The 23,098-nt window shown below is 57.2% G+C and carries 20 protein-coding genes and 1 tRNA gene; 11 read left to right on the forward strand and 10 right to left on the reverse strand.

All coding sequences use genetic code 11. The features are described 5' to 3' along the window. The first annotated feature begins 23 nt into the window (after positions 1-23). The 7 genes from OQH67_RS09080 (at position 24) to OQH67_RS09110 (ending at position 6,885) form a co-directional block, all read left to right on the forward strand. The gene (locus tag OQH67_RS09080) at positions 24-1,883 is read left to right on the forward strand and encodes a peptide ABC transporter substrate-binding protein (protein WP_265145476.1); all 1,860 of its coding nucleotides are present in this window, start codon (positions 24-26) and stop codon (positions 1,881-1,883) included. 5 nt (positions 1,884-1,888) lie between these two features. Further along, a complete protein-coding gene (locus tag OQH67_RS09085) occupies positions 1,889-2,803 on the forward strand; it encodes an ABC transporter permease (RefSeq protein ID WP_215436187.1) in 915 nt (304 codons plus the stop codon). Beyond that, on the forward strand, positions 2,800-3,756 hold the full coding sequence (locus OQH67_RS09090; protein WP_215436105.1) for an ABC transporter permease: 957 nt from the start codon (positions 2,800-2,802) through the stop codon (positions 3,754-3,756). Before OQH67_RS09085 ends, OQH67_RS09090 begins: the two co-directional genes overlap by 4 nt. Before the next feature lie 13 nt (positions 3,757-3,769). Continuing rightward, on the forward strand, positions 3,770-4,132 hold the full coding sequence (locus OQH67_RS09095; protein WP_067573724.1) for a DMT family protein: 363 nt from the start codon (positions 3,770-3,772) through the stop codon (positions 4,130-4,132). A 51-nt stretch (positions 4,133-4,183) separates the two neighbouring features. Further along, entirely contained in the window at positions 4,184-4,414 is a 231-nt protein-coding gene (locus tag OQH67_RS09100; protein ID WP_067573722.1) for a hypothetical protein, read from the forward strand. A 266-nt stretch (positions 4,415-4,680) separates the two neighbouring features. Continuing rightward, positions 4,681-5,862 carry a tyrosine--tRNA ligase gene (gene tyrS, locus OQH67_RS09105; RefSeq protein WP_215436102.1) on the forward strand — a complete coding sequence of 394 codons (1,182 nt, stop codon included), beginning with the start codon at positions 4,681-4,683 and terminating at the stop codon, positions 5,860-5,862. Positions 5,863-5,898: 36 nt separating this feature from the next. Beyond that, entirely contained in the window at positions 5,899-6,885 is a 987-nt protein-coding gene (locus OQH67_RS09110) for a bile acid:sodium symporter family protein (RefSeq protein ID WP_215436099.1), read from the forward strand. Between the two features lie 233 nt (positions 6,886-7,118). Here the strand turns inward: OQH67_RS09110 and OQH67_RS09115 are convergent, their stop codons facing one another. Continuing rightward, a complete protein-coding gene (locus OQH67_RS09115; protein WP_215436096.1) occupies positions 7,119-7,475 on the reverse strand; it encodes a hypothetical protein in 357 nt (118 codons plus the stop codon). Between the two features lie 211 nt (positions 7,476-7,686). Between OQH67_RS09115 and OQH67_RS09120 the strand changes: the two genes are divergently transcribed. Further along, entirely contained in the window at positions 7,687-8,877 is a 1,191-nt protein-coding gene (locus OQH67_RS09120; RefSeq protein WP_215436093.1) for a hypothetical protein, read from the forward strand. Positions 8,878-8,928: 51 nt separating this feature from the next. Here the strand turns inward: OQH67_RS09120 and OQH67_RS09125 are convergent, their stop codons facing one another. From OQH67_RS09125 to OQH67_RS09140, 4 genes are read right to left on the reverse strand one after another with little or no spacing between them, the layout of a single operon-like run. Then, positions 8,929-11,127 carry a hypothetical protein gene (locus OQH67_RS09125; protein ID WP_215436090.1) on the reverse strand — a complete coding sequence of 733 codons (2,199 nt, stop codon included), beginning with the start codon at positions 11,125-11,127 and terminating at the stop codon, positions 8,929-8,931. Then, positions 11,124-13,106, reverse strand: coding sequence for a BatA domain-containing protein (locus OQH67_RS09130; RefSeq protein ID WP_215436087.1), 1,983 nt, complete (start codon positions 13,104-13,106; stop codon positions 11,124-11,126). The genes OQH67_RS09125 and OQH67_RS09130 overlap by 4 nt, the downstream gene beginning before the upstream one ends. Before the next feature lie 36 nt (positions 13,107-13,142). After that, positions 13,143-14,087, reverse strand: a complete 945-nt coding sequence (locus tag OQH67_RS09135; protein ID WP_215436084.1) for a M28 family metallopeptidase — start codon at positions 14,085-14,087, stop codon at positions 13,143-13,145. Between the two features lie 23 nt (positions 14,088-14,110). Continuing rightward, a complete protein-coding gene (locus tag OQH67_RS09140; protein WP_215436081.1) occupies positions 14,111-14,992 on the reverse strand; it encodes a ParB/RepB/Spo0J family partition protein in 882 nt (293 codons plus the stop codon). A 202-nt stretch (positions 14,993-15,194) separates the two neighbouring features. Between OQH67_RS09140 and OQH67_RS09145 the strand changes: the two genes are divergently transcribed. Then, positions 15,195-15,512 (forward strand): hypothetical protein, encoded by a 318-nt coding sequence (locus OQH67_RS09145; protein WP_215436077.1) that lies wholly within the window; start codon positions 15,195-15,197, stop codon positions 15,510-15,512. 33 nt (positions 15,513-15,545) lie between these two features. Continuing rightward, positions 15,546-15,929, forward strand: coding sequence for a hypothetical protein (locus tag OQH67_RS09150; RefSeq protein ID WP_215436074.1), 384 nt, complete (start codon positions 15,546-15,548; stop codon positions 15,927-15,929). A gap of 163 nt (positions 15,930-16,092) precedes the next feature. Here the strand turns inward: OQH67_RS09150 and OQH67_RS09155 are convergent, their stop codons facing one another. Together OQH67_RS09155 and OQH67_RS09160 are read right to left on the reverse strand one after the other, a co-directional pair. After that, positions 16,093-16,884: a hypothetical protein gene (locus OQH67_RS09155; RefSeq protein ID WP_215436068.1), complete on the reverse strand. Its 792-nt coding sequence runs from the start codon at positions 16,882-16,884 to the stop codon at positions 16,093-16,095. A 5-nt stretch (positions 16,885-16,889) separates the two neighbouring features. Further along, positions 16,890-17,705, reverse strand: coding sequence for a hypothetical protein (locus OQH67_RS09160; RefSeq protein WP_215436060.1), 816 nt, complete (start codon positions 17,703-17,705; stop codon positions 16,890-16,892). A gap of 814 nt (positions 17,706-18,519) precedes the next feature. Here OQH67_RS09160 and OQH67_RS09165 point away from each other — a divergent pair. Then, positions 18,520-19,719 (forward strand): hypothetical protein, encoded by a 1,200-nt coding sequence (locus tag OQH67_RS09165; RefSeq protein ID WP_215436057.1) that lies wholly within the window; start codon positions 18,520-18,522, stop codon positions 19,717-19,719. Positions 19,720-19,870: 151 nt separating this feature from the next. Here the strand turns inward: OQH67_RS09165 and OQH67_RS09170 are convergent. The 3 genes from OQH67_RS09170 to OQH67_RS09180 form a co-directional block, all read right to left on the reverse strand. Continuing rightward, a tRNA-Thr gene (locus OQH67_RS09170) sits at positions 19,871-19,945 on the reverse strand. A gap of 94 nt (positions 19,946-20,039) precedes the next feature. Further along, positions 20,040-22,181: a DNA gyrase/topoisomerase IV subunit A gene (locus OQH67_RS09175; protein WP_257226983.1), complete on the reverse strand. Its 2,142-nt coding sequence runs from the start codon at positions 22,179-22,181 to the stop codon at positions 20,040-20,042. Between the two features lie 117 nt (positions 22,182-22,298). Next, positions 22,299-22,676 carry a hypothetical protein gene (locus OQH67_RS09180; protein ID WP_215436055.1) on the reverse strand — a complete coding sequence of 126 codons (378 nt, stop codon included), beginning with the start codon at positions 22,674-22,676 and terminating at the stop codon, positions 22,299-22,301. Between the last annotated feature and the right edge of the window lie 422 nt (positions 22,677-23,098).

Raw genomic sequence — 23,098 nt, forward strand, 5'->3', positions numbered from 1 at the left:
CGGAAACCTGACAGAATCCGGCCATGCGCCTGTTCATGATTTTCTGCGTGGTGTTCCTGCTTGCAGGGTGCGACACGCGTACCAGCGTGGAACGGGCGCAGGAAGACGGAATCCTGATTGTGGGCAATAACACGGAGCCCCAGAGTTTTGACCCGCACGTAGCCACCTCCGTTTCCGACTTCAAGATCATCAATGCCGTGATGGAGGGGCTGCTGCGCGGGGATTCCCGGAAGGATTCCGTTTTTCATCCCGCCGTGGCGGAATCATGGATGCACAATCCGGGAGCGGACGTATGGCGGTTTTCCCTGCGGAAGGATGCCGTGTGGAGCGACGGGACTCCGCTGACGGCCCATGACTTCGTGTATGCCTACCACCGCCTGCTGCATCCGGAGTTCGGAGGCAGGTATGCGGACATGCTTTATCCCCTGAAGAATGCGGAGGCGTACAACAGGAATTTCCGCAGTCTGATTTTATGCGGTCCCGGCTCCGCGTTTGCCGCGGAATACGGGCTGGATGCGGCCCTGCTGGACCGCGTGGACTGGAAGAAGCTGGACGGCATGGATGCCCCGGAACTGAAAGAACTGGCCCGGGAGCCGTCCCTGATGGAATGGCCCGCCGGAATGCCGCCGGATGCCGCAAAACGGATGGCGGCCATCGTGCTGGAAGACGTCCGTGCCGGACGCCCTGATTTGTGGTATGCCGCACATGTGGGTGCGCGCGCCGTGGACGACCATACCCTGGAGCTGGCGATGCGCTCCCCGATGCCCCAGCTTCCCCTGCTGCTTCTGCACTGCACCTGGTTTCCGGTCCCCCGCCATGCGGTGGAGGCCCATGGAGGCATGCTGAGCCGCGCGGGGGCATGGACCAGGCCCGGAGCGGCCGTGGGCAACGGCCCCTTCGTGATGGCGGAGCACCGTTTCAATGACTATGTGGAGGTGAGGCGGAATCCCCGGTACCGGAATGCCGCGGCGGTCCGCCTGAACGGAGTCCGCTTTCTTCCCACCGTGAACGGATTTACGGAAACTCGCATGTTTTTCAACGGCAAGATGCACGTGACCAACAACGTGCCGCCGGAGATGACGGCATACGCACGGGAGCGCGGCGGGGCGGACTTCTGCCAGGACGATTATTACGTGACTATTTTTTACCGGCTGAATACCGGGCACGGGCCGTTGAAGGACGCCCGCGTGCGGAAGGCCCTCTCCATGGCCGTGGACAGGGAGGCGCTGGTGCGGGACGTGGTGTGCGGGGGAGGGCAGTCGTGCTTCGGCTTCACGCCGGACGGCGCGGGGTACAGCACGCCGCACGGCGTGGAATTCAATCCGGAAAAGGCGCGCGCCCTGCTGGCGGAGGCCGGGTTTCCCGGTGGGGAGGGATTTCCCCGGCTGGAATTGATGACTACTTCCCGCGAGGTGCAGAAGACGATGGCGGAGGCCATCCAGGGCATGTGGAAAAAGTACCTGGGGATTCATGTGGAGATACGTTCCTGTGAATGGACCGCCTACAAATTCGCCCAGAATTCCATGCAGTATGATTTGAGTTCCTCCTCCTGGTCCGGGGATTACCTGGACCCGTCCAGCTTTCTGGATTTGTGGAGCGCCGCTTCCGGCAACAACAACACGGGCTGGTCACATCCGGAATATGAACGCCTGCTGGCGGAAAGCCGGGCCACGGGGGACCAGACAAAGCGCATGGCCCTGCTGGCCCGCGCGGAAGCCCTGATGCTGTCGGAATCCCCGGTGATTCCGCTGTACTGGGCCAGGCGCTCCTACCTGAAGAGGCCGGAGGTGCAGGGCTGGCATCCTCTCCTGCTGGACAACCATTTGTTTGAAGACATCAGCCTGCGCGCCTCGCAGGCCGCAGGAAAGGGGGAACAGCCGTGACCAGGATGATCCTGAAACGCATGGGGCAGGGGATTCTGGTCCTTTTTGTGCTGGAAACGGTGACGTTCTTCCTGATCCGCATGCTCCCCGGCCATCCCTTCATGGGGGAAAAGAAGCTGCCCGAACACGTTCTGCACCAGTTGCAGGCCAGTTACGGACTGGACCAGAGCGCCCTTGTCCAGTACGGGCGCTATTGGTGGAACATGCTGGCCCACGGCGATCTGGGGCCTTCCCTGGTGAAGGAGGGCATCAGCGTGGCAGACATGATCGGGCAGTCCTTCCCGGTTTCCCTCCAGCTGGGCGTCCTCGGCATGGTGATTTCCATCATGGTGGGAATTCCCGCCGGCATTCTGGGGGCTCTGTATAAAAACCGCTGGATTGACTGGTGGGTGATGCTGGTGTCCATGGCGGGCATCTGCATTCCCGCCTTCGTCGTGGCTCCGCTGCTGGGCGTGGGACTGGGCATGCACGTGCCCGGCCTGAGCGTGGCGGGGTGGGACTCCCCCGGCTGCGTGCTGCTGCCTGCCCTGACGCTGGGGCTCGTGAACGCCGCCTACCTGGCCCGGTTGACGCGCGGCGGCATGCTTGAAGTTCTGGGGCAGGATTTTGTCAGGACGGCCCGCGCCAAGGGGGCGGGGCCTTTCCGGGTGGTCTGGAAGCACGCCCTGCGCGGCGGCCTGATTCCGGCCATTTCCTACCTGGGGCCGGCTTTTGCCGCCATGATTACCGGCTCCTTCGTGGTGGAAACCTGTTTTCAGGTGCCCGGCATGGGCCAGCACTTCGTGAACGCCACCACGGACCGGGACTATTTCCTCATCCAGGGGCTGGTATTGTTTTACGGCATTCTGATCGTCGCGGCCAATCTGGCCGTGGACCTGGTGCAGATGGCCGTCAACCCGAGACTGAGAGCGGAGTCATGAAGAAAGAGAGCCTGAACGCGCCGGAGGAACAGGGTTCCTCCCTGTGGAAGGACGCTTTTCTGCGGCTTTCCCGGAACCGTGCGGCCATGTGTTCCCTGCTGGCGCTGGTCCTGATTGTGGCCTCCTGTTTTCTGGGGCCCCTGCTGCCGTGGCTGCCGCATCCCAACGTGCAGGACCTGGCGCGCATCGCGGAAGCTCCTTCCTGGGACCACTGGTTCGGCACAGACCAGCTTGGGCGGGACCTTCTGGCACGCGTGCTGTACGGCGGCCGCATTTCCCTGCTGGTGGGCGTGGTCGCTACGGGCGTGTCCCTGGTTATCGGCGTGGCGTATGGCCTGGTTTCCGGTTATGCCGGGGGCAGGCTGGATGCCCTGATGATGCGCCTGGTGGACGTTCTCTTCGCCCTGCCGTTCATTGTGCTGGTGATCATTTTCTCCCTCTCCGTGGAGGAACCTTCCCGGCAGCTCACGCAGTGGGTCTCCGGCATTACCGGGTGGTCCGTGGAAATGGTGAGCCCCATCACCGGGCTGATTCCGCTCTTCATTGCTATCGGTGCGCTGGGATGGCTTACGCTGGCGCGCATCGTGCGCACGCAGACCCTGGAATTGAAGGGGCGGGAATTCGTGGAGGCGGCCCGTTCCCTGGGCATAGGGCATGTGAAAATCCTCTTCCGCCACATAGCCCCGAACCTGTTCGGCTCCGTGATTGTGTACACGACGCTGGCCGTGCCGGGAATCATGCTGCTGGAAGCCGTCCTTTCCTTCCTGGGGCTGGGCGTAAAGGCCCCTAATTCCTCCTGGGGCACGCTCATCAAGGAGGGGGCGGACCGCATGGAAGTGAGCCCGGAACTGCTCCTGTTCCCGGCCCTGCTGTTTTCCGTGACCCTGCTGGCGCTGAATTTTCTGGGGGACGGCCTGCGGGACGCGCTGGACCCGAAGTCCTCCAAGAATTGATTTTTTAGAGAGAATGAAAGTTGCTTTGACGATTGCGATGCTGGTCGTTTCCAACGTCTTCATGACGTGGGCATGGTACGGCCATTTGAAAAAGGGTTCCCCGGTGGACGACAAGCCCCTGCTGCTCATTATTCTGATGAGCTGGGGGCTGGCGTTCTTTGAGTACTGCTTCATGATCCCCGCCAACCGTATCGGCAATGCGGGCGGCCTGAACGTGGCGCAGCTCAAAATCATGCAGGAGGTGATCACGCTGTGCGTTTTTGTGCCGTTCGCCCTGTTCTACATCGGGGAGAAATGGAAGTGGGACTACCTCTGGGCTTTCCTGTGCGTGCTGGGCGCTGTTTTTTTCGTCAACAGGGAGCGTTTGCTGGGGTGACAGACTTTTTCCCTTCGTATTTCATGTCCAAAGTGGTCTTACCCTTTGTATATGAAAATTAAAATAATAACTATTCTTGCGGCAACGGCCGCCGTCGTCCTGGCCGCGGGCTGCCACCATCATGACCGCGACTATTACCGGCCCGGTCCCTCCCACCATTACAATCACAACAACCACGACAACGGCTGGCACAATAACCAGAACAGGCCCGGTCCCAGACCGCGCCCGCATTACGCCGCCGTCCAGCGTACCACTTATCCCTACCTGTACCGCACTATCTGAGGCAGCCGCCTTTTGCCCGGAGATTCCGGAGCGCCGCATCCCGTGAACAGGGCGCCTGCCGGTCTCTCCGCAGCGGATAAGTACACGGCAATACTCTTTCGGCTGCATCCATATGGCCATCCAGGCGGACGGCAGGACGGGAGGGAACGGATTTGTTCCGGCGCATGGCTGCGGTTCCGGCCGGGCGTTTGCCGGGTCTAATGCCTCGCGCACAGGATATAAGCTTGAAAAGGCGCGGGTCCCCCGGCACTCTATGCGCCAGATCAATGACTATAGATGAGCAATTAGATATATTGATGGGCGGTACCGCCGTCGTGATCAGCCGTGAAGAGTTGAAGGAACGCCTCAAACTGGGGCGCCCCCTGCGCGTGAAGCTGGGCGTGGACCCCACTGCGCCGGACATCCACCTCGGTCATACGGTGGCCATTGAAAAGCTGCGCCAGTTCCAGGAACTGGGGCATCAGGCCGTCTTGCTCATCGGGGACTTTACCGCCACCATCGGAGACCCCAGCGGCCGTTCCGTGACGCGTCCCCCCCTGTCCCGCGAGCAGGTGCTGGAGAATGCGGAGACGTACACCAAGCAGGCTTTCAAGATTCTGGACCGGGACAAGACGGAGATCGTGTACAACGGAGACTGGTTCCGCAAGATGACCTATGAAGAGGTGCTGAAGCTCAACGCCCGCGTCACCATGCAGCAGATGCTGGCGCGCGAGGATTTCAAGGCCCGCGTGGAAAGCGGCAAGGAAGTGCGCCTGCACGAAATCCAGTACCCGATCATGCAGGGCTGGGATTCCGTGGAAATACGCGCGGACGTGGAGCTGGGAGGCACGGACCAGTTGTTCAACATTCTGGTGGGGCGCGACTTGCAGAAAGAGCAGGGCATGCTGCCCCAGATCGCCATGACGATGCCCCTGCTGGAAGGGCTGGACGGCGTGCGCAAGATGTCCAAATCCTATGGGAACTACGTGGGCGTGGACGAAGCGCCGGAAATGATGTTCGGCAAGATGATGAGCGCCAGCGACGAGCTGATGGACCGCTACTACCTCGTTCTTCTGGGGGAAAAGCGGGACATGGAACTGCACCCCATGGAAGCTAAAAAGCTGCTGGCCTGGAAGATCACGGCCCGCTACCATGACGCCGCCGCCGCGGACGCCGCGCGCGCGGACTGGGAAACCCGTTTTTCCAAAAGGGACCTAGCTGCTGCGGACCTGCCGGAAGTGGAGCTTTCCTCCCTCCCCGGCGGAATGAACGCGCTGACGCTGGTGGGCTTCATCTTTGAAACGGTATTCCAGTTGAAGAAATCCAACGGCGTGCTGCGCAAGGAGCATTTCACCCCCGGCGCCATCCAGTTGAACGACGTCAAGGTGACGGACCCCTCTTCCGCGCTTGAACTGTCGCCCGGCAGCATTCTGCGCCTGAGCAAGAAGCACGCCGTGCGTTTCAAGTAAGGAAAGGTTCCTTCATCATCCTTGATCCTCTTTTCCATGCCGGGATTCCTTTCCAAATTGGACCGTTTCACCGTCGGCCTGGTGGTCAGCGTGAGTGCGGGGATTCTGATTCCCTGTTCCGGCGTGTGGGATACCGTCTTCAGCCGCTTGAGCGATGCGGCCATCATCCTGCTCTTTTTCCTGTACGGGGCCAAGCTTTCCCGCCGCTCCGTGTGGGAGGGGCTGATGCACTGGCGGCTCCAGAGCCTGGTGGCCGCGAGTACTTTCGTCATCTTTCCTTTGCTGGGCATCCTGAGCATTCCCATGTGGAATGCCGTGCTGGGGCCCGACCTGTGCATGGGGATGCTCTACGTGTGCATGCTGCCTTCCACGGTGCAGTCCAGCATTGCGTTCACGTCCATGGCGGGCGGGAATGTGGCGGCGGCCATTTGCTCCGCTTCCGTTTCCAGCCTGCTGGGGGTGTTTCTGACTCCTCTTCTCGTGGGGCTGGTGTGGTCGCGGGGAGGGGCGGACGGCGTGGATTTCTCCACCTTCCTGAACATTTGCTACATTATCCTGGTGCCGTTCGTGGCCGGGCAGATCGCCCAGCGCTGGATAGGCAAGTGGGTGGTGGCGCACAGGAACGTCACCTCCTGGACGGACCACAGCACGATCTGGCTGGTCATTTACACGGCATTCAGCCACGCCATGGTCAACGGCGTCTGGAAGAACCTGCCCTGGCTTTCCCTGGTGGAAGTGCTGGGGTTCTGCGCTCTTCTGCTGGTCGTCGTCCTCTGGCTGACGGCTTTTCTTTCCCGCAGGCTCCGTTTTTCGCGGGAAGACCGGATTGCGATCATCTTCTGCGGTTCCAAGAAAAGCCTGGCTACCGGCATCCCGATGATGAACGTGATTTTTGCCGGTTCCCCCATCGGCCTGCTGGTCATCCCGATCATGATTTTCCACCAGCTCCAGTTGATGGTCTGTTCCATCCTGGCCCGGAGGTGGGGCAGGGACCTGGAGGAGAAGAAGGACGGTTCCCTGTAGGCATGGAGAGCCGGGTTGCTGGTTATGGGGATGCGGGAAGCCTTTTTTCAGGCAGGAAAAAGCTGTTTCAGGCTGTTTTCCGGCAACCCTGCACATGGAAATCCGCCCGGCATGATCCCTGGCTCCCGGAACATGAACGGGAAAAATCTATCTGGTCCCATATTGGCCGGGAAGCCTGCCGGAAGCGTGAACCTCCCGGTTCCCGGCATTTCCGTCCCGAGAGGGAATTTATGTCAATTCCCGGCCAGGCGAAGAATACCGTCATTCTGGATGTCCCTGCCCGGAACGATGGCGTGGCTTCCCCGTTCCGGGATTTTTGCCGTTACGGACCTGTTGCGGAATTTGTCCATGAAGCGATGGAAGGATTCCATGTCCTCCGGGACGATCCTGATTTCCGTATATGCGGGATCGGCCTGCACTTCCGTAATATCCACCCGGAAGGACCCCACTCCGTTGCCGTCCGGAGTGTAGAATTCCAGGGACCCTTCCTGGGAATGGGGGTGCATGAAGAACAGGAAGAACATGATGCCCAGCGCCATCAGGGTGACGGCGGTCACCGGAAGATTCTTTCTGAATGGTCTGATATGCATGTATTCTTCTCCTTTCTTTGGCAAGGTTATGGATTTTGAAGGGGCATGTCAACTCCTCCGGCCGGTTGTCATGACGCGGGGAGGAAGGCGCGGCTTCTTGTTCCGCCGGGCGCCGCTGCCGGAGGCGTGCCCTGAAAAAGGGTTGCGTCCGCGGGGCATTATGGTAGCGTTTGCGCATAGACGGAGTCCTATGACCTTCCCCGTAAATATATTGTCCGCATTGGCCGGACTGAGTCTCGCCGGGGGCGTTCATGCGCGCGTCTGGACGAACGACCGCGGCGCGACGGTCACAGCCGCACTGGTGGCCGTCCGTGATGCGGAGGTGGACTTGAAGCTGAATGACGGCCGGGTGGTTGCCGTGCCCAGGAACATCTTTTCCGGGGCCGACCAGGAATATATCCAGGAGTGGGTGAAGTCCGGAGGAGCCCTGCCGGATACGGATGTCGGGAACGCTCCCGAGACCGGAAAGGGGGGGATGTCCTATATGCGTCTGGAACCGAATTGGAATGCGGACTGGCCCCGGAAGGCCGGACTGGCCGGCTTTCTGCTGGTGAAAACCGTTCAAGAAACGGACGACCTGAGCATTTACGAGACGGACCATTTCATTATTGAATCCCCCGGACGGCTGGCCAAGCCGGAACAGGAGGCCCTTGCCCGGCGGTTTGAATCCATTCTGCGCACTTTGGCGGCGATTCCCCTGAATCTGACGGTGGCGCGCAAGCCGTCCCGCAAGTATCTGGTCAGGGTGTGTTTCAGCGAGGAAGAGATGGAAAAGGTCCCCGGCCTCCGGAACGGCAGGCTCAAATTCTCCCCCACCAGTTTTACGGCCCTGCTTCTGCGGGACAAAAAGGGCAATCCGGTCAAACCGGACGCGGTGGACCCCCGTTTTGCCGTTACCCACTGGGTGATGCAGTCCCTGGATGTGGAGCACTGGCTGGTGGACGGTTTTTCCGCCTATATGGCGTTTCTCCCCAGGGAAAAGGATGAAACCGTCTTCCGGAAAATTCCCGGAAGGCTGGCGGCCATGCTGCCGCGCAGCCTGCGCGCGGGCCGGGATTCCCTCCCGGCGCTGGAAGACCTGCTGGCGCGGGACTCTTCCCATTCCGCCTCCGGGCATGACCAGATTCTGAAGGGAAAAGGCACGGAATATTGGGCCGATCTGCTATGGACCGTTTACTGGTGCCATCTGGAAGGAGAGGGCAGGGCCGACCGGCTCAGGCGCTACCTCATGGCCTGGGATGCGGAAGAACAGGAAAAGGCCCGTGCCATTCTGCTGGACGGCAAAAGTCCGGCGGAGGTGCAGAAGGATATGGCGGAAGCCTGGAAGAAGTTTGGCGTGAAGTTGAAATTTGCGCCGCCGTCTCCCGGGGAGGGGAAGGCGCAGGACTCCCCGGCCCGTTGAGGCGGAGCGGGAAGAAAATACCTGCGCAAAACGGACGGGGCGCCGTTCCGCTTAAATGGTTCCGTTAAGCTTTCTGCCTATCCAGAACAGGGAGAGCAGAACGAGCAAGGCTGCCAGCGTGTAGGGATGGCACCAGATCAGGATGCGTTTTTCCATGGGAGGCGGCACGGGCAGGTCCTTGATTTCCCGGATAAGCTGCTGGATTTCCTCCGCCTTCACCATGCGTCCGCGCGTGATGGAAGTCATTTCTTCCATCAGGGCGGTGTTGATGGGCTGGCCGATTTTTTCCAGCGTTTCATTCATGGTGATGATGGGCAGGATGACGGCCTTGTCCGGCTGGTCGGATGACGAAGCCGTCAGTGTCCATTTGCCAGGACGGTTGATCTTGACGGAGGCTGTGAAGGAACCCCAGGTGTGGTCCATGTTTTCCATCTGGACCCGGCTCGTTGTGCCTTCCGGGGCGGTGATATCCAGGAACACCTCTCCGTTCTGAAGGGGTGCGCCCTGCTTGTCGGATACCATGGCGGTGACGGTCAGGGTATCTCCCAGACGCGGGCGTTCCGGGTTGGGAATCAATCTGATCCGTTCTCCGGCGGCCATGTTGCGCTGGTAGCTCATCCAGCGCGCCACCTGGCTCCAGAACCGGTAATGGTATTTGTCCTCCACCCCGCGCCGCCAGCGCCAGGCGGAATCCGTGCCCATGAACAGCACCTTCCCGTTCCCATAGGACTGGGTAACGATCAGGGGTATGCGCCCGTAGGCGTTTTTGTCCGCCGCGTGTACGGCCAGCACGGTGGTGCCCGCCTTGGGACGTTCCACAGGAGCGTACCAGTTGAAGCCCGGCAGGTTGCGCCAGACCTCCTCGTTTTCACTCTCCGTGTCTGCCAGCATGGTCAGCAGGGAGCCGCGGCCTTCCGGCGTGAGAATGAGCGGGGACGGGGCCGCCTGGGTGGTGCCTTCCGGTTTGTTGGTGAGGAAGGTGACGGGGATCAGGTCCGCCAGCTCCGATTGAAGAAGTTCCATTTGTTTGCCCTGGTATCCGGGCAGGAAAACAATGCCGCTGGCCTGCTGTTCCACCATCCCCTTGAGCAGTTTGGCCTGTTCCTGCGTCAGTCCTTTGGCCCCCATGCCCACATCGCCGATGAAGATGACGTCGTATTGGGCCAGCTCCTCCATTTTTTCCGGGAATTTGACCAGGTACCCGGGGCCTTCTCCCATCTCCTTCAGTCCGGGGTGGAACAGAAGGGTGTGGACGTCCACGCCCGGATCGCGGTACAGGGCGTTGCGGATGAAGCGGTATTCCCAGCGCGGCAGCGTGTCGATCACCAGCACCTTGATGGACTCCCTGCGTCCGGCGATGCTGAAGGAGGATGTGTTGTTGGTACGGACCCGTTCCTGCGGCTGGATGGGAAGCTTGAGTTCCAGCGTTTCGGAACCTTCCTTTTCTATCTTCCACAGCACGGCGTCGGATACTTCTCCCTGTGCCGGGATGGTGACCGTCCGGGTGACGACCTTTCCGGTGTCCTTGGAAGACAGGGTAAGAGTTGCCCTGATTTCTCTGCCCAGAGTGCTTTTAATGGTGAAGGGGATTTGCACCGTTTCCCCGATGATGCCGTAAGTGGGGGCTTTCACGTCCTGAAGGGCCAGGTCCGGCAGGGGAACGGAGCTGCCGGCGGGGATGATGAACAGGGGGATGCCGCGCGAGCGCATCCTCTGGGCTTGCGTCAGCACGGATGAGGAAGCATTGTGGCTGCCGTCCGTGAACATGACGACCGCGCGGAGATTGTCGGAAGACTGAATGGCTTCCTCCAGCGGCTTGGCCAGGTCCGTACATGCCAGCGCGTAATCCGGGGAATCCGGGGCGGGCTGGACGCTGAACGGGGCATTCTCTACCACATGGGTTTCTTTCAGGGAATCCGTGCTGTGGCCTTTGAGCAGTTCCCGGACATAGGACGCGCGGGTGACAACGTGCTGGGGAGTGATTTCCACGTCCTGGGTTTCCATGGAGCCCGAACGGTCTTCCAGGATGGAGACCTTGGGCTTTTCTTTGGGTTCTGAAATGATGACCCATTCCGGCTGGAACAGCAGGAAACATACAGATCCCAGGATGATCAGGCGCAGTATTTCCAGTTTGAACGTCAGCGGCCGGGGATTGCGCTTGCAGGAAATGCGGCTCATCCATATTCCGGCCGCCATGACCAGAACGGCCGCGGCGACGCTCAGGACGGTGGGTTGAAGGCTCAGGTTCATAGGCGGTTGGCGGGGGTGGGGCGTTTGGCCATGCGCTTGGGCAGGCAAAGGAGAGCTTCCAGAAGCAGGCACCCCAGTGCGATCAGCAGGAACAGCTTCCAGGCTTCCTGCACCAGGGAGGGGTTTTCAACGCCGCCCTGCATGGCGCTGATGGCGGCGTCCGGCAGGAGGATGTGGATTTTTTCATCCGTGAGCTGGTCGGGATTGTCTTCCGACCACGGCCGGTTGACGGCATAGGTCTGCGCACCGAGGCGGTAAACGCCGGCCGTGTCCACGGGAGAACCGGGGGGACGGGAACCCTGAGCGTCGTCCATGCGCATGGGAACGTCCGTAGCCGACTGAGGCAGGGCGTGATCGTTCACACGGAGGGAAATGGCGGAGGAAAAGCGTTCCGCGCCGCGGTCCGCCATGCGCTGGAGAAGGGGGAGCAGCAGATGGCCGTCCGCCAGGTTGGACCAGGAATATTTGGGCAGGGTAGTCAGAAACAGGGCGGAACCTGCCCCGGCCCTGACCTGGCCCAGGGCACAAGTGCCGTCATCCCAGGAGGCCAGAACGCGGTATTTGCCTGCCAGGGGTTTCCGGCGGATGGCGCGGAGGCGGTTGGCGGGGATGGGAGTCTGATCCGTGCCGTCCCGGAGGAAGCCGCGCTGGCGGTCCCAGGATTCCACGCGGAAATATTCGTCGGCCGGGGCTGTTTCCATTGCCCCCCAGGAAACTCCCAGGAACTGGCGGCGCGTGCCGTGGGCCGTATCGTCCGGAAGGAAGAGAACCAGGCCGCCTTCTTCAATGAAGGTCTTGAGCTTCTCTTCCATGTCGGCCCGCGGGGCGGGGCCGTGCCAGATCACCAGGGCCTGGGAGGAAAGGTTGAACTGTCCGGAATGCACGGTGTTCGGCATGGCAGCCTTTCTTCCGGGAAGTCCCGGAGGGGCGGCCATCAAGGAGAGGATTTTGCCCGCTTCTCCGGAAGGTCCGTTGATCAGGATGTTTGCCAGGGGCTTGGGAGCGAAGGTGAAGAAGGAAATGTCGTCCCTGGAAAAATCGTCATGGGGCAGGGAAACGTAGCCGAAGCCGGATTCCTTGTCCTGCGGCAGGGGGATTTCCTTGCGGATGGTGGTTGTTGCCCCGGCCAGCTGGAGGGTAGAGGAAGCTACAGAGTTATTTACGGAAATGTTCACTGGAACTTCCTCCGGCTGGTTGGGATCGAAACCCTGCCGTAGAATCTCCATGTCCAGCACCAGCCTGCCGTTGTTGATCTGGGCCTGCGTGATTCTGATGCTGCGGTTGGTTTCCGGTCTGTCTCTCAGCGCCATGATGCGGACGGAAGGAGGAATGGGAAGAGCCGCCAGCCTTTGGCGTACGCTGGACCATACCGGAGAATTCGGCCGCCAGGAGGACGACTGCATGTCTGAGGCAATCCAGATTTCCGTCTTTCCGGAAGCGGATTCCTCCAGGTAGGGAATGGCCTTCTGGAGCAGGGAAGGGATGTCCGCTCCGCCGTCCGTCACTTTGCTGACGGTCAGGTCCGCCAGGGCTTCCGGTGCGGGAATCTGGGTAATGGTTTCAGTGGTGGAGTCAAGGAGGGACAGGCGGCAGTTTGCCAGTTGGTCAAAGGTGGACTTCACCAGGGGCGGGATCGTGTCGCGCAGGGAATTGGTCTTGTCCGGCCGTGCGTCCATGGAGGCGGAACGGTCCAGCACGAGCAGCACTTCATTCAGTCCGGAACTTCCCCAGCCGAAGAAGCTGCCGAGCAGGGGGCGAGCAAACGCCGTCACAAGGGCCGCCACGGCCAGCACGCGCAGGGCCAGAATCAGGTAATGGAGCAGCTTCTTGGTTCCGCGGGTTTCCCTGGCCGCGCGGAGCAGGAATTCCATGGCCGCCCAGCGCACGGACCGGTGGCGCCAGCGATTGACCAGATGGATGATGATGGGGATGGAGGCTGTGAAGAGAGCCCAGAGCAGCCATGGAGAGGTAAAGGACATAGGAGGATAGGGGAGTTACGGATGGAGGGGCGGGGTTCAGGTAGAAGGAGGCGCGGGCAGCAGCTGGCGCAGGATGTGCAGCGTCATTTCTCCGGTGCTTTTGAAGGAATCCGCCCCCAGAATTTCCATGTTGTCTCTGGAGGTGTGCCACCAGTTGCCGTCCTGGAAATCGTCAATCAGGTTCAGCGTATCCATGCCCAGTTCCATGAAGGGAACGTGGTCGTCCATGATGCCGTAGGCGGAGACTCCCCATTCCGCTGGGGAATAGCCCAGTTCGCGAATGGCACGGGAATAAACCCGGTACATGGACTGGGGCGTCATGGCCGGAATCCTGATCTTTTTACCCTGCCGGCCCACCATGTCCAGGTTTACCATCCACTCCGGCAGCGGCCTCGGCAGAGAGGCCGCATAAAATTTGGAGCCGTACAGGCCGTCATCGTTGTCAATGTGCGGGGAAAAGCTTTCCTCTCCGTCGAAAAACACCAGTTCCAGCTGTCCGGCGCGTGCCGGATCCCGGGAGAGGATGCGGGCCGTTTCCAGAATGGCGGCTGCGGCGGAAGCTCCATCATTGGCTCCGGTAAAGTCGGGAATGCCCGTTTTGGTGTCAATATGGCAGGTCAGCAACCCGCGGACCGGAGTCTTGAAATCCGGATTTTTCCCGTAGCGGGCCCGCAGATTGACGAATTGGGTTTGTCCTTGCGGAGTCGGCGCTTCAAAAGCCTGTTCCTCGCATTCCCAGCCATGCTTGAAAAGCTCCCCTTTCAGGTAGTCCAGCTGCTTGCGGTAGCCGGGGGAAGACGGCCTTCTGTCGCCCATATCCGTAATCCGTGCGGCATGGTACATGCAATTGCTGCCATGGAAATCGTCTGTCTCCTGCAATTGGGCGGGTATGGTCTCCGGATGGGCTTCCCGAGTTTTTTCAGGATTGCCGCACTGCACCAACAGAGCTGTCAGGAAGAGGAGTCCAATGCGGGGCATCATGGGAGAAAAGGGGTGCGGGGTTATCAGGAATCAGACCATTCATCCTGGCCCAGAAGTTCCAGGATACGGGTAAATTCGGACTTGCTGGAAAAAGTGATCTCGATAGAGCCCTTGCCTCCCTGTTCAGAAATGCTTACCGGCGTTCCGAACTGCTTGGCCAGCACCCCGGAAATTTTCTTGTACTGTGGTGAAGAAGGCTTCCTGGGAGGGGCCGGATCAGGCGGATTGAGAAGTTTCTGAATGGCCTTTTCCGTCTGGCGGACGGTGTAGCCTTTGTTCACGATGTCGCGGCCAAGCTGGATCTGCTGGTCCTGATTCTTCAGGGAAAGAAGTACCTTGGCATGCCCCACGCTGATGAAGGAATTGCCCAGCATGTCCTGGACGGCCCGCGGCAGGTCCAGAAGGCGCATGCTGTTGGCTACGGCCGCGCGGGATTTGCCCACCCGTTTGGCGATGTCTCCTTGCTTCATCTTGAATTCCGCTTTCAGGCGCATATAGCCGGCGGCCTCTTCCAGCGGACTCAGGTTTTCGCGCTGGAGGTTTTCAATCAGCGCCAGTTCCAGCACGTCCTTGTCCGTGGCCTTCCGGATGATGGCGGGTACGGTGGAAAGCCCCAGAATGCCGGAAGCGCGCCAGCGCCGTTCCCCGGCGATCAGCTCGTACTTGTTGTCGTCCGTTTTGCGGACGATCAGGGGCTGGATGATGCCGTGTTCCTTGATGGAATCCACCAGTTCCGCCAATTGCTCTGGCGTGAAAATGGCGCGCGGCTGGAGCGAACTGGGGATGATGGAGGCATGGGACAACTGATGCACGACGTCTCCCGCCTGGGGAGTTGCCAAGGATTCACGAGACAGATTTTGATTGATGAGGGCGTCAAAGCCTTTCCCCAGAGCCGGTTTTGCCATAACTGAAAAAAGACTATCATGATCCGCCTCCGTTTTCAACAGGGGATTTGTCTTCCGTGGCAGGAAATTCGGGGAGCGGCCATCCGGTGTTCGTTTGAGTGGCAGACATTGGGAAAGTTCAGGATTCGGTAAACGGTTTGGAATGGATGAAAAGGCGAGCATTTTTCCGCTATGCCGGATGGCGTAAACCCTGAATAAAATCATGAACCAACCGAGTGAAGAACAAAAACAGGCCGCTCTGGAAGCGGGAAGGGAAGGAATGAAAAAAGCCTACGAACGCAGCCGGGGAATGTCCCATCTATCGTGGTGGGAACGTCTTCTGTGGATCATCCTGGCCGGGGCGGCCGCTGCAGCTTCCTGCCTCCTGTCCGGCTGCGGCCATTCCGTGAAACTGGGACCGGAAGGAGCGGTCATTTGCAAGGATGGAAGCTGCCTAACGATGTCCCATGGCGGTTTAACCTTTACTCAGACCGTTTACGATAAAGATATTACGCCTGTCGTGCAGGCGAAAAACAAATAAGAAAAACGGCGGTCTTGTCCGGCGCAGTATATCATGAAAAATGCCATTGAACTGGCGGAGGCCTATTATCGTGCCGCGGGCAGGACGGTCCTGCACATGGAAGAGGACGGTCTCCGCCAGGACGTCTATATCCGCATGCCCGGCCTCGTGCTCCTGGCACGCCGGGTGGATTCATCCGCTCCCGTGGCGCAAATCCTGAACCCGCATTTCCGGTTCCCGCGCCGGAGGTGCGATGCCTGGCATCTCCACTTCCTGTCGGGCGATGCGAGCCTCCTTTTGCAATATGAACGGGAAATCCTTTCCCTGCCGTGGATTCTGACCCAGCACGGAAAACGCGGGGATGGCCGCCTGGTGAAGCTGTCCTCCTCCCGCTTCTGCCGGCTTCTTAAAGCATGTGGAAATGCTGTTTGTCATTGAACAGGTTTCTTTCCGGAAGAACGTCGCAAAAGTAAAAATGGAAGAGAATATCTATATTAAATCCCGGCAAGCTGCAGCTTGCCGGGATTTCCGCGTCGAGAGAAAAGTTCCAGGTGGTCTCTCTTTCGGACTGGCCGGAGGTACAAGGTAGGATGGCGGGTTTTCAAGCCACTTTCTCCGGTTTTTTTCTTCCGGGTTTATCCATATTTAGTCCTCGTGGCGTAGTGATTGTATCAAGCAGAGCGCTGGCCATGTACGCTTCGGTAAGCAGTTCTGCTCCGGTGAGCTTGGACGTGCCTACGTTGGCAACGGCTACATTGGCGGACATGCGGTCAACATAGTCTTTCTGGTCATGCAGGCGAGTGTCAATGCCCGTGAAAAAAACCGGTTTATCCGTGCAGGGCGTATTGCCGTCAAGAAGAGCCATGCTTAGTCCCGAGGCCATCGCCAGGCCATTCAACGTCTTGTCTTCACGAGCATAGGGCACAAGAGGGCAGAGGCGTACCGCTTTGTCAAGTGCCCGTACGGCAGGAGAAGACATCAGAATACACCCTCCTCCGAAGGGACCGTCAAGGGTGCTGTGAGTGCCATAATCCACTCCTTGCAGAATCAGGGTGTTGAGAGTTGCAGGATTGAGCACCAGGGTATCCGCATCCAGCTTCAGGACATAGGGGGCTTCTGTTTGTCGGAGGCTGCGCTTGTATTCGGCCAGCAACCCCCGCAAACAGGTGCGGCCCCGCAAGTTGCCACCCCGTTCCCAATGGGTGGGGCGGTATTGAATTTGCGGATGGTTCTCCAGGTCTTGCTGCATGGAAGGAGGCACGGGGTGCCGGGCATCGTCGAGAATGGTGACTGGCGATGCGGGCCATGCCCGGCGAGCTGCGGTTACGGCATGGGGCAATGTGTGGGCATTGCCCGCATAAGTGACGATATGAATATGGAGTAAGTGAGCCATAGGGATTATTGAGTGGTGACGATTCTGTTGGAGAGCACGAGATTGCCGTCTTTTAATCCGGAAAATTTGATTGTATCCATGAATTCTACGGGTTCTGGTGATGATATGAAACAGTACGTTGTGTTGATGCGCATCTCGTGGTCTGTAATGCTTACATATGTTGTGCCCCATCGTCCATACGTCAGAGCAGGGGTTGTAATGTTCACATGCGTACCTACCTCGACCGTGCTTTCAGGAGTGGTAAGATAGAGTACCCCCACACCCGCCGTAATCCGGACGGCTGTTGCATGATTGTTGTCTTCACCAAACCAATAACCGTTTTTACTGACAAAACGGTTTGAAGCTACGCCATAATTGGGGACTTCGACATATCCGGATACGACAAGGAGCGAATTGCCGACGGAGACATCCAGCACATCGCCAACCTGAACATGTGGCCCATTATCCGTGGTGGAGACAGTAAGCACCGGATTGCCCGATTCATCGCGGATATTGACCGGTCCCCGATAATTGGAAAGATCGGCACTTCCTGACGAAGAAAGCGTATTGCCATCCATGGTAAGGTTGGAACCCAGGGAAATCATCCCTTTTGATCCTCCGATGGAACTGACGGCGTGCTGTGCAATATTGTCGGCGGTGAGGGTTGTTTTGATTTTATCTTCCAGAACGGCGACACGGGCTTTCAATGTGGAGATATCGCTCTTGTCATTCCATCTTTCTCTTTCTTCCATTGTTATATGGACTGTCGCATTTTTGGCATGGTCGTGAAGACCTTTCTGCGTTGCCATGGGAATTCCGCTGATAGTAATACTGTTGTTCATGATTTGATTTTAGTTGTGTGGAAATTGGAGAACATCAGCGCCGTCCCATTCTTGATGGCGAATGTTGCATGATCAGTATTTGAAAACATGCATTGTCCAGGGTATTTTCCATTCTTACAGGAAAGTCAGACGATATCAGTTGTCTCAGAAGAATTTTTGTTATCTTCTTTAGCGGCAATGGCTTTGTCTGGATCAATCATGTTATGTTTGAAAATTCCCGTTGTTGCCGGATGAAACGGGAGTGTCTGTTTCCATTCCGATAAAAGGTTGGAGCCATTTTGAAGAAATGTCATCCTGTCTGCAACGTTAAGGCTGTATGATATCACTGACAGGTGCTACATGGCCTTTTTTTGCAGTGTTCCGTTTGGTGTCCATGTGCAAAAACGGTGAGTTGTTACCAGCAAGAAAAATGATTCATCACTAGCCTGCAATAGTGGTGGAGAAGCATCCTGATGTGAATACATCAAGGCAGTTGAAGACGGGTTTATGACGTCTCGACGCTTTACACAGGATGATATTTCCCAGGAACAGGCAGAAACTTTCAATGAAGTGATAACACGCGTTGCGGTTTTATCCGACGAATGGAAAGCGCTTCAAGTTTGGACGCGCTTGGACTGGGTCATCCGCTCACCTGAGGGAAGGGGAAGAATCCCCGGAATTCAGGGATGCGGTCGTTTTGACCGTGGAAGCAGCCAACGCCCAAGGGGGGACGCCAGCTTTTCACCAGTCAGGATGATGCGGAGTTCATGATCATGGAGGGGTCGTCAGCGGCATTGTTTAACCACTTCATAACAAACAACAATGAATAACAATCATGAATAAAATTACTACAGTAAACGGAGTTTTGGTGGCAGCACAGAGTGACTTCGCCAGCCATGCACAGGATAAGATGATTCATCTTACAGAGGAGGAACGCATTGCCTGGAATGCCAAGGCGGATGCTTCCGCCCTTTCGGGCAAAGTAGATACAAGCACGTTCGCGGCTCACGAAACCAACACGACGGTTCATGTCAGCCAGGAAGAAAAGGAGAAATGGAATGCGCGGAATACGAAGGGTGCCGTGGTGGCCACGCAGGATGGACTGGACGCGCACACGGAGAACACGACCGCTCACATCACTGGAGAGGAACGTGCTGCGTGGAATGCTGCGAGCGCTATTCCAGGAGCATCCAATGCCTTCACGGGCGACAACACGCATGCAGGCACTGAGACGTTCAATAATATCGTTAACATTAACAATGATATAGCAATCAATGGGAAATCGCTTAATTCATTCCTTTATCAACAGGCTTTATTATCAGGAGTTTTCCAGGCAAACAAAAATACAATGCTGGAGGATGTCGGCACGATGGGAGAAGTTATACAGTATAATTGCACCGGAGACAAACCGGCTAATACAACCACAAGGGATAAGTGGAGATCAATACCTTCACAATCTGTTGTAGATACTAATGATGTATCTTTCTTCGCCTATGGATCAAGATTCTCTTGGGCAAATGGTACCATTTATAGCAATTTGTCTGTGCTACTCCAAGGAATCAACACCCCCGGCATGTTTTTGTTTTTATTGGGCGAGGGAACAGACGGCGAGGGCGTGGTAGCGGGCGTGTTAAAAAAGTATTTTGAAAACAATTTAACAATTAATGATATACCAGCGAGAGCGGCATTTATTGTCGTTACGGAGGACAGAAAACTCCGCGTCACGACAAGTGTGGAGGAGTACTATTTCCCGTCAGCGCTTTATCACTTGTTTTTCGTGTGTACCCATCATCCAAGAATAAAAATCGCTCTATCACAAATGGAGAACGACGGTTTCGGCAAAGACTACATGGAGACCTCGTCTGAATACGCAGGATTGCCGCCAAAGGTGTTCGACCTAGGGAATGGTTCGTACATATCGCGGTTTGTCGGATACGCAACCTCAGGACGAACGACCTTCGGCGGTAACCTGATTCCGCTCATTCTACCCTTAAGGATCAACAGTAGTTACCTGATCAACAATTTAATTTCCTAAAATTCATGAAAAATATATAAATTCAGAAAGCCAGAAACATATGAACATCAGTAAAGAGCAAAAGCAGGACCCTTGATGCTGGGAAGCAGGACATGAAGAATGCGTAGGAAAAAAGCAAACCCCTCAAGTTGTAAACTTGAGGGGTTTATAATGGAGCCGCTTGTCGGATTTGAACCGACGACCGTCCGCTTACAAGGCGGGTGCTCTACCACTGAGCTAAAGCGGCGCAATGAATGGATGCGCACATGTCTACAGAAGAAGCCCCTCCCTGGCAAGCCGAAAATGGGCGGCACAGGGGGCCTTCCGTATTTTTAAACGTGTCAGGCGTCAAACAGGGAACCCTGTTCCAGCGGCGGTTCTGCGGATGAATCCGGGGAAGGGGGAGCGTCATCCTGCGGTTGGGGCTTTTCTGCCGGAACGGATGCGCTTTCCGCAGATTCCGGCGCGCCGGCAAGTGCGGATGATTCCTCTTCCGTGGTTTCATTGCCGGTTTTGGCTGTAGGCATGATGCGGGAGACGCGTTCCACCGGATGCCTGGTGATGATGTTGCCCTGGGCGCCGCGGTTTTTGATCCGCAAGTCCGCGAAATGGAAGGGCCTGATCAGGTTGCGGAGTTTGAGGACGGCTTTCAGATAAACGTTCACGCTGATTTGTTCACTGTCCTGTTCCGTTTCATGCACGGAAAAGTGGAAGATGCGCGTTCCCTTCGTCCCGCGTGTCAGGGGGTATTCCTTGTCTCTGGTGAAGCCTCCTATCCGGAAGCGCTTGGCGTAAACGGGGCCGTCCTTTCCATCCCGGTAAATCAGGTTGAAGACGGGGTCGTCATCCTTCTTGATGATGGAGATATAGAGAGGGTTTTTTCCGGCGAAGAATTTGTCCTGAATGCGCACGATTTTCAGCACGCCTGCATTGTCCACGATCAGGACGTCGTCCAGCGTGGAGCACTTGCACACGGGATTTCCCTTCTTGACGCCGAAACCGGCGAAGCCTTCTTCGTCAATATAGAGGGTTTCATTGGCCACGGCTACCTGGGCCCGGTCCACGGAACCAAAGGAGGAGATTTCCGTCTTCCTGGGATAGGAAGCTCCGTATTTTTTGCGGAGGGATTCAAACCAGCGGATGGTGAATCTGGTGAGCTGGTTGAGGTTTTTCTGCGTCTGGTCGATGTCCGCCTCCAACTGCTGAATGTGCTGATCGGCCTTGAAGGCGTCGAATTTGGAAATACGCTTGATTTTGATTTCCGTCAGCCGGATCAGGTCGTCCCTGGTAATGGGGCTGCGCAGTTTCCTGGCGAAGGGCTGGAGTTCCCTGTCAATGGTCTCCAGCACTTCCTCCCATGTTTCGCAGTCTTCAATGGTCAGATAGATGCGGTTTTCAATAAAAATCTTCTCCAGGCTGGCCTGGTGCCATGCCGCATTAAGTTCCTGAAGGCGTATTTCCTGTTCCTGCCGCAACGTTTCCTTGGTGGCATCCGTGTTGTAGCGCAGGATATCGCTGATGCGCATGAACCGGGGCTTGTCTTCCACAATGACGCATGCGTTGGGGGAGACGCTGACTTCACACGCGGAGAAGGCGAATAGCGCCTTTTTGGTCTGCTCCGGATCCACTCCGGCGGGCAGGTGAACCAGAATATCCACGTGCTGGGCCGTATTGTCTTCAATGCGGGCTATCTTGATTTTCCCCTTTTCCGCGGCGGAAACGATGGTATCTATCAGGATTTCCGTGGTGACGCCGAACGGGATTTCCGTGATGCGGAGAAGTTTTTTTGATTCCGTGAGAATGCGCGCCCGTATCCGCACCCGGCCCGTGCCTCGCTCCCCGTCGCGGTAATTGGTGGCATCCATGATTCCCCCTGTGGGGAAATCCGGCAGAAGCTGGAATTCCTGCCCCCTCAGGTGGGCGATGGAAGCGTCAATCAATTCGTTGAAATTGTGGGGAAGGATTTTGCTGGAAAGACCCACGGCAATACCCTCCGCCCCCTGCGCAAGCAGAAGAGGAAATTTGACGGGCAGGCTCACGGGCTCCTTGTTCCTGCCGTCATAGGAAAGCTGCCATTCCGTGACTTTGGGGCTGAACACCACGTCGCGGGCAAAGGGCGTGAAGCGGGCTTCAATGTATCGGGAAGCCGCCGCGGGGTCTCCCGTCAGAATATTCCCCCAGTTCCCCTGGGTGTCGATGAGCAGGTTTTTCTGGCCCAGACCTACCAGGGCGTCCGCGATGGACCTGTCCCCGTGCGGATGGAATTTCATCGTATCCCCGACGATATTGGCTACTTTATTGTAGCGCCCGTCATCCAGCCGGTCCATGGCATGCAGGATGCGGCGCTGAACGGGCTTGAACCCGTCATTGATTTTCGGCACGGCCCGTTCCAGAATAACGTAGGAGGCGTAATCCAGAAAGTAGTCGGCATACATGCCTTCCACGGACTGGCTCGCGGGTGCGATGTGGGCGGGTTGAGTCACGGCCAAAAATATTAAAGGATTTGTTTCGGCGGGGCAAGTGCGATCTCCGTAAAGAAAAATAACCGGCCTTCCTGAAAGAAGGGCCGGTTATCGGTAGTATTAAATTGATGTGAAATTTCAGGCTGATTTGGATGTAATCCTGGCCCTGAGGTCGTCTGCCTCGGCGCGGAGGTTTTCAAGCTTGGCGGTTTGAGCTTCAAGCTCTGCTATTTCTTCCAGAACGGCTGCCAGGCGGCGCAAATCCGCAGGCTGTGCGGAGGCAAGGGGCTGGCTTTTGGCAACGGGGGCGTTTTTGGTACCAGGCTTGCGGCCTCTCTTGGCCTTGGAGGCTTTCATCCAGCTGGAGATAGTGACCGTGCTGATGCCGAATTGTGCAGCGGCTTCCTTCTGGGCGCCTCTTTTATTCTGCGTTTTCCGTTCGGCGATAAAATCAAGAACGGCTTGCTTTTCTTCAGGCGTATAACGCCTCCGGTTTTTTGTATCGTTGGAGTTCATGGTATGACGAGTGGCACATATTTAATAAATGCAGCCTTTGCTATCAAGGAAAAATAATATGTTTTTTGACATCATTTAAAAGACTGTTTAAAAATTTAAAGGATGATGTACTATTCAATCATACTCTTCACATTCCCAGGCTTATTTGTAATTAAAAAAAATCGGAACTATTTACTTTAGTCTTGTATCAGTCGTTTTGGCTGCCTCTCCCGCCAATTTATTACCGAATATCAGCGTTAGCAGCAATGCAATATTCCAACAAGATTATTCTACATAATTCCGAAAAAAATTAATGTTTCTTAATGTATCCATGGGGAAAAATATTGTTGCTTAAACGGTTTTTCCCGGGCGGACGTTTTTGGCCCTGTGCATGGTTTATCGGTTAGGGAGAACCTGTGGATCCATGACTTCGGGAGGCGTTT

The sequence above is a fragment of the Akkermansia biwaensis genome, from assembly GCF_026072915.1.
Taxonomy (GTDB): Bacteria; Verrucomicrobiota; Verrucomicrobiia; order Verrucomicrobiales; family Akkermansiaceae; genus Akkermansia; species Akkermansia biwaensis.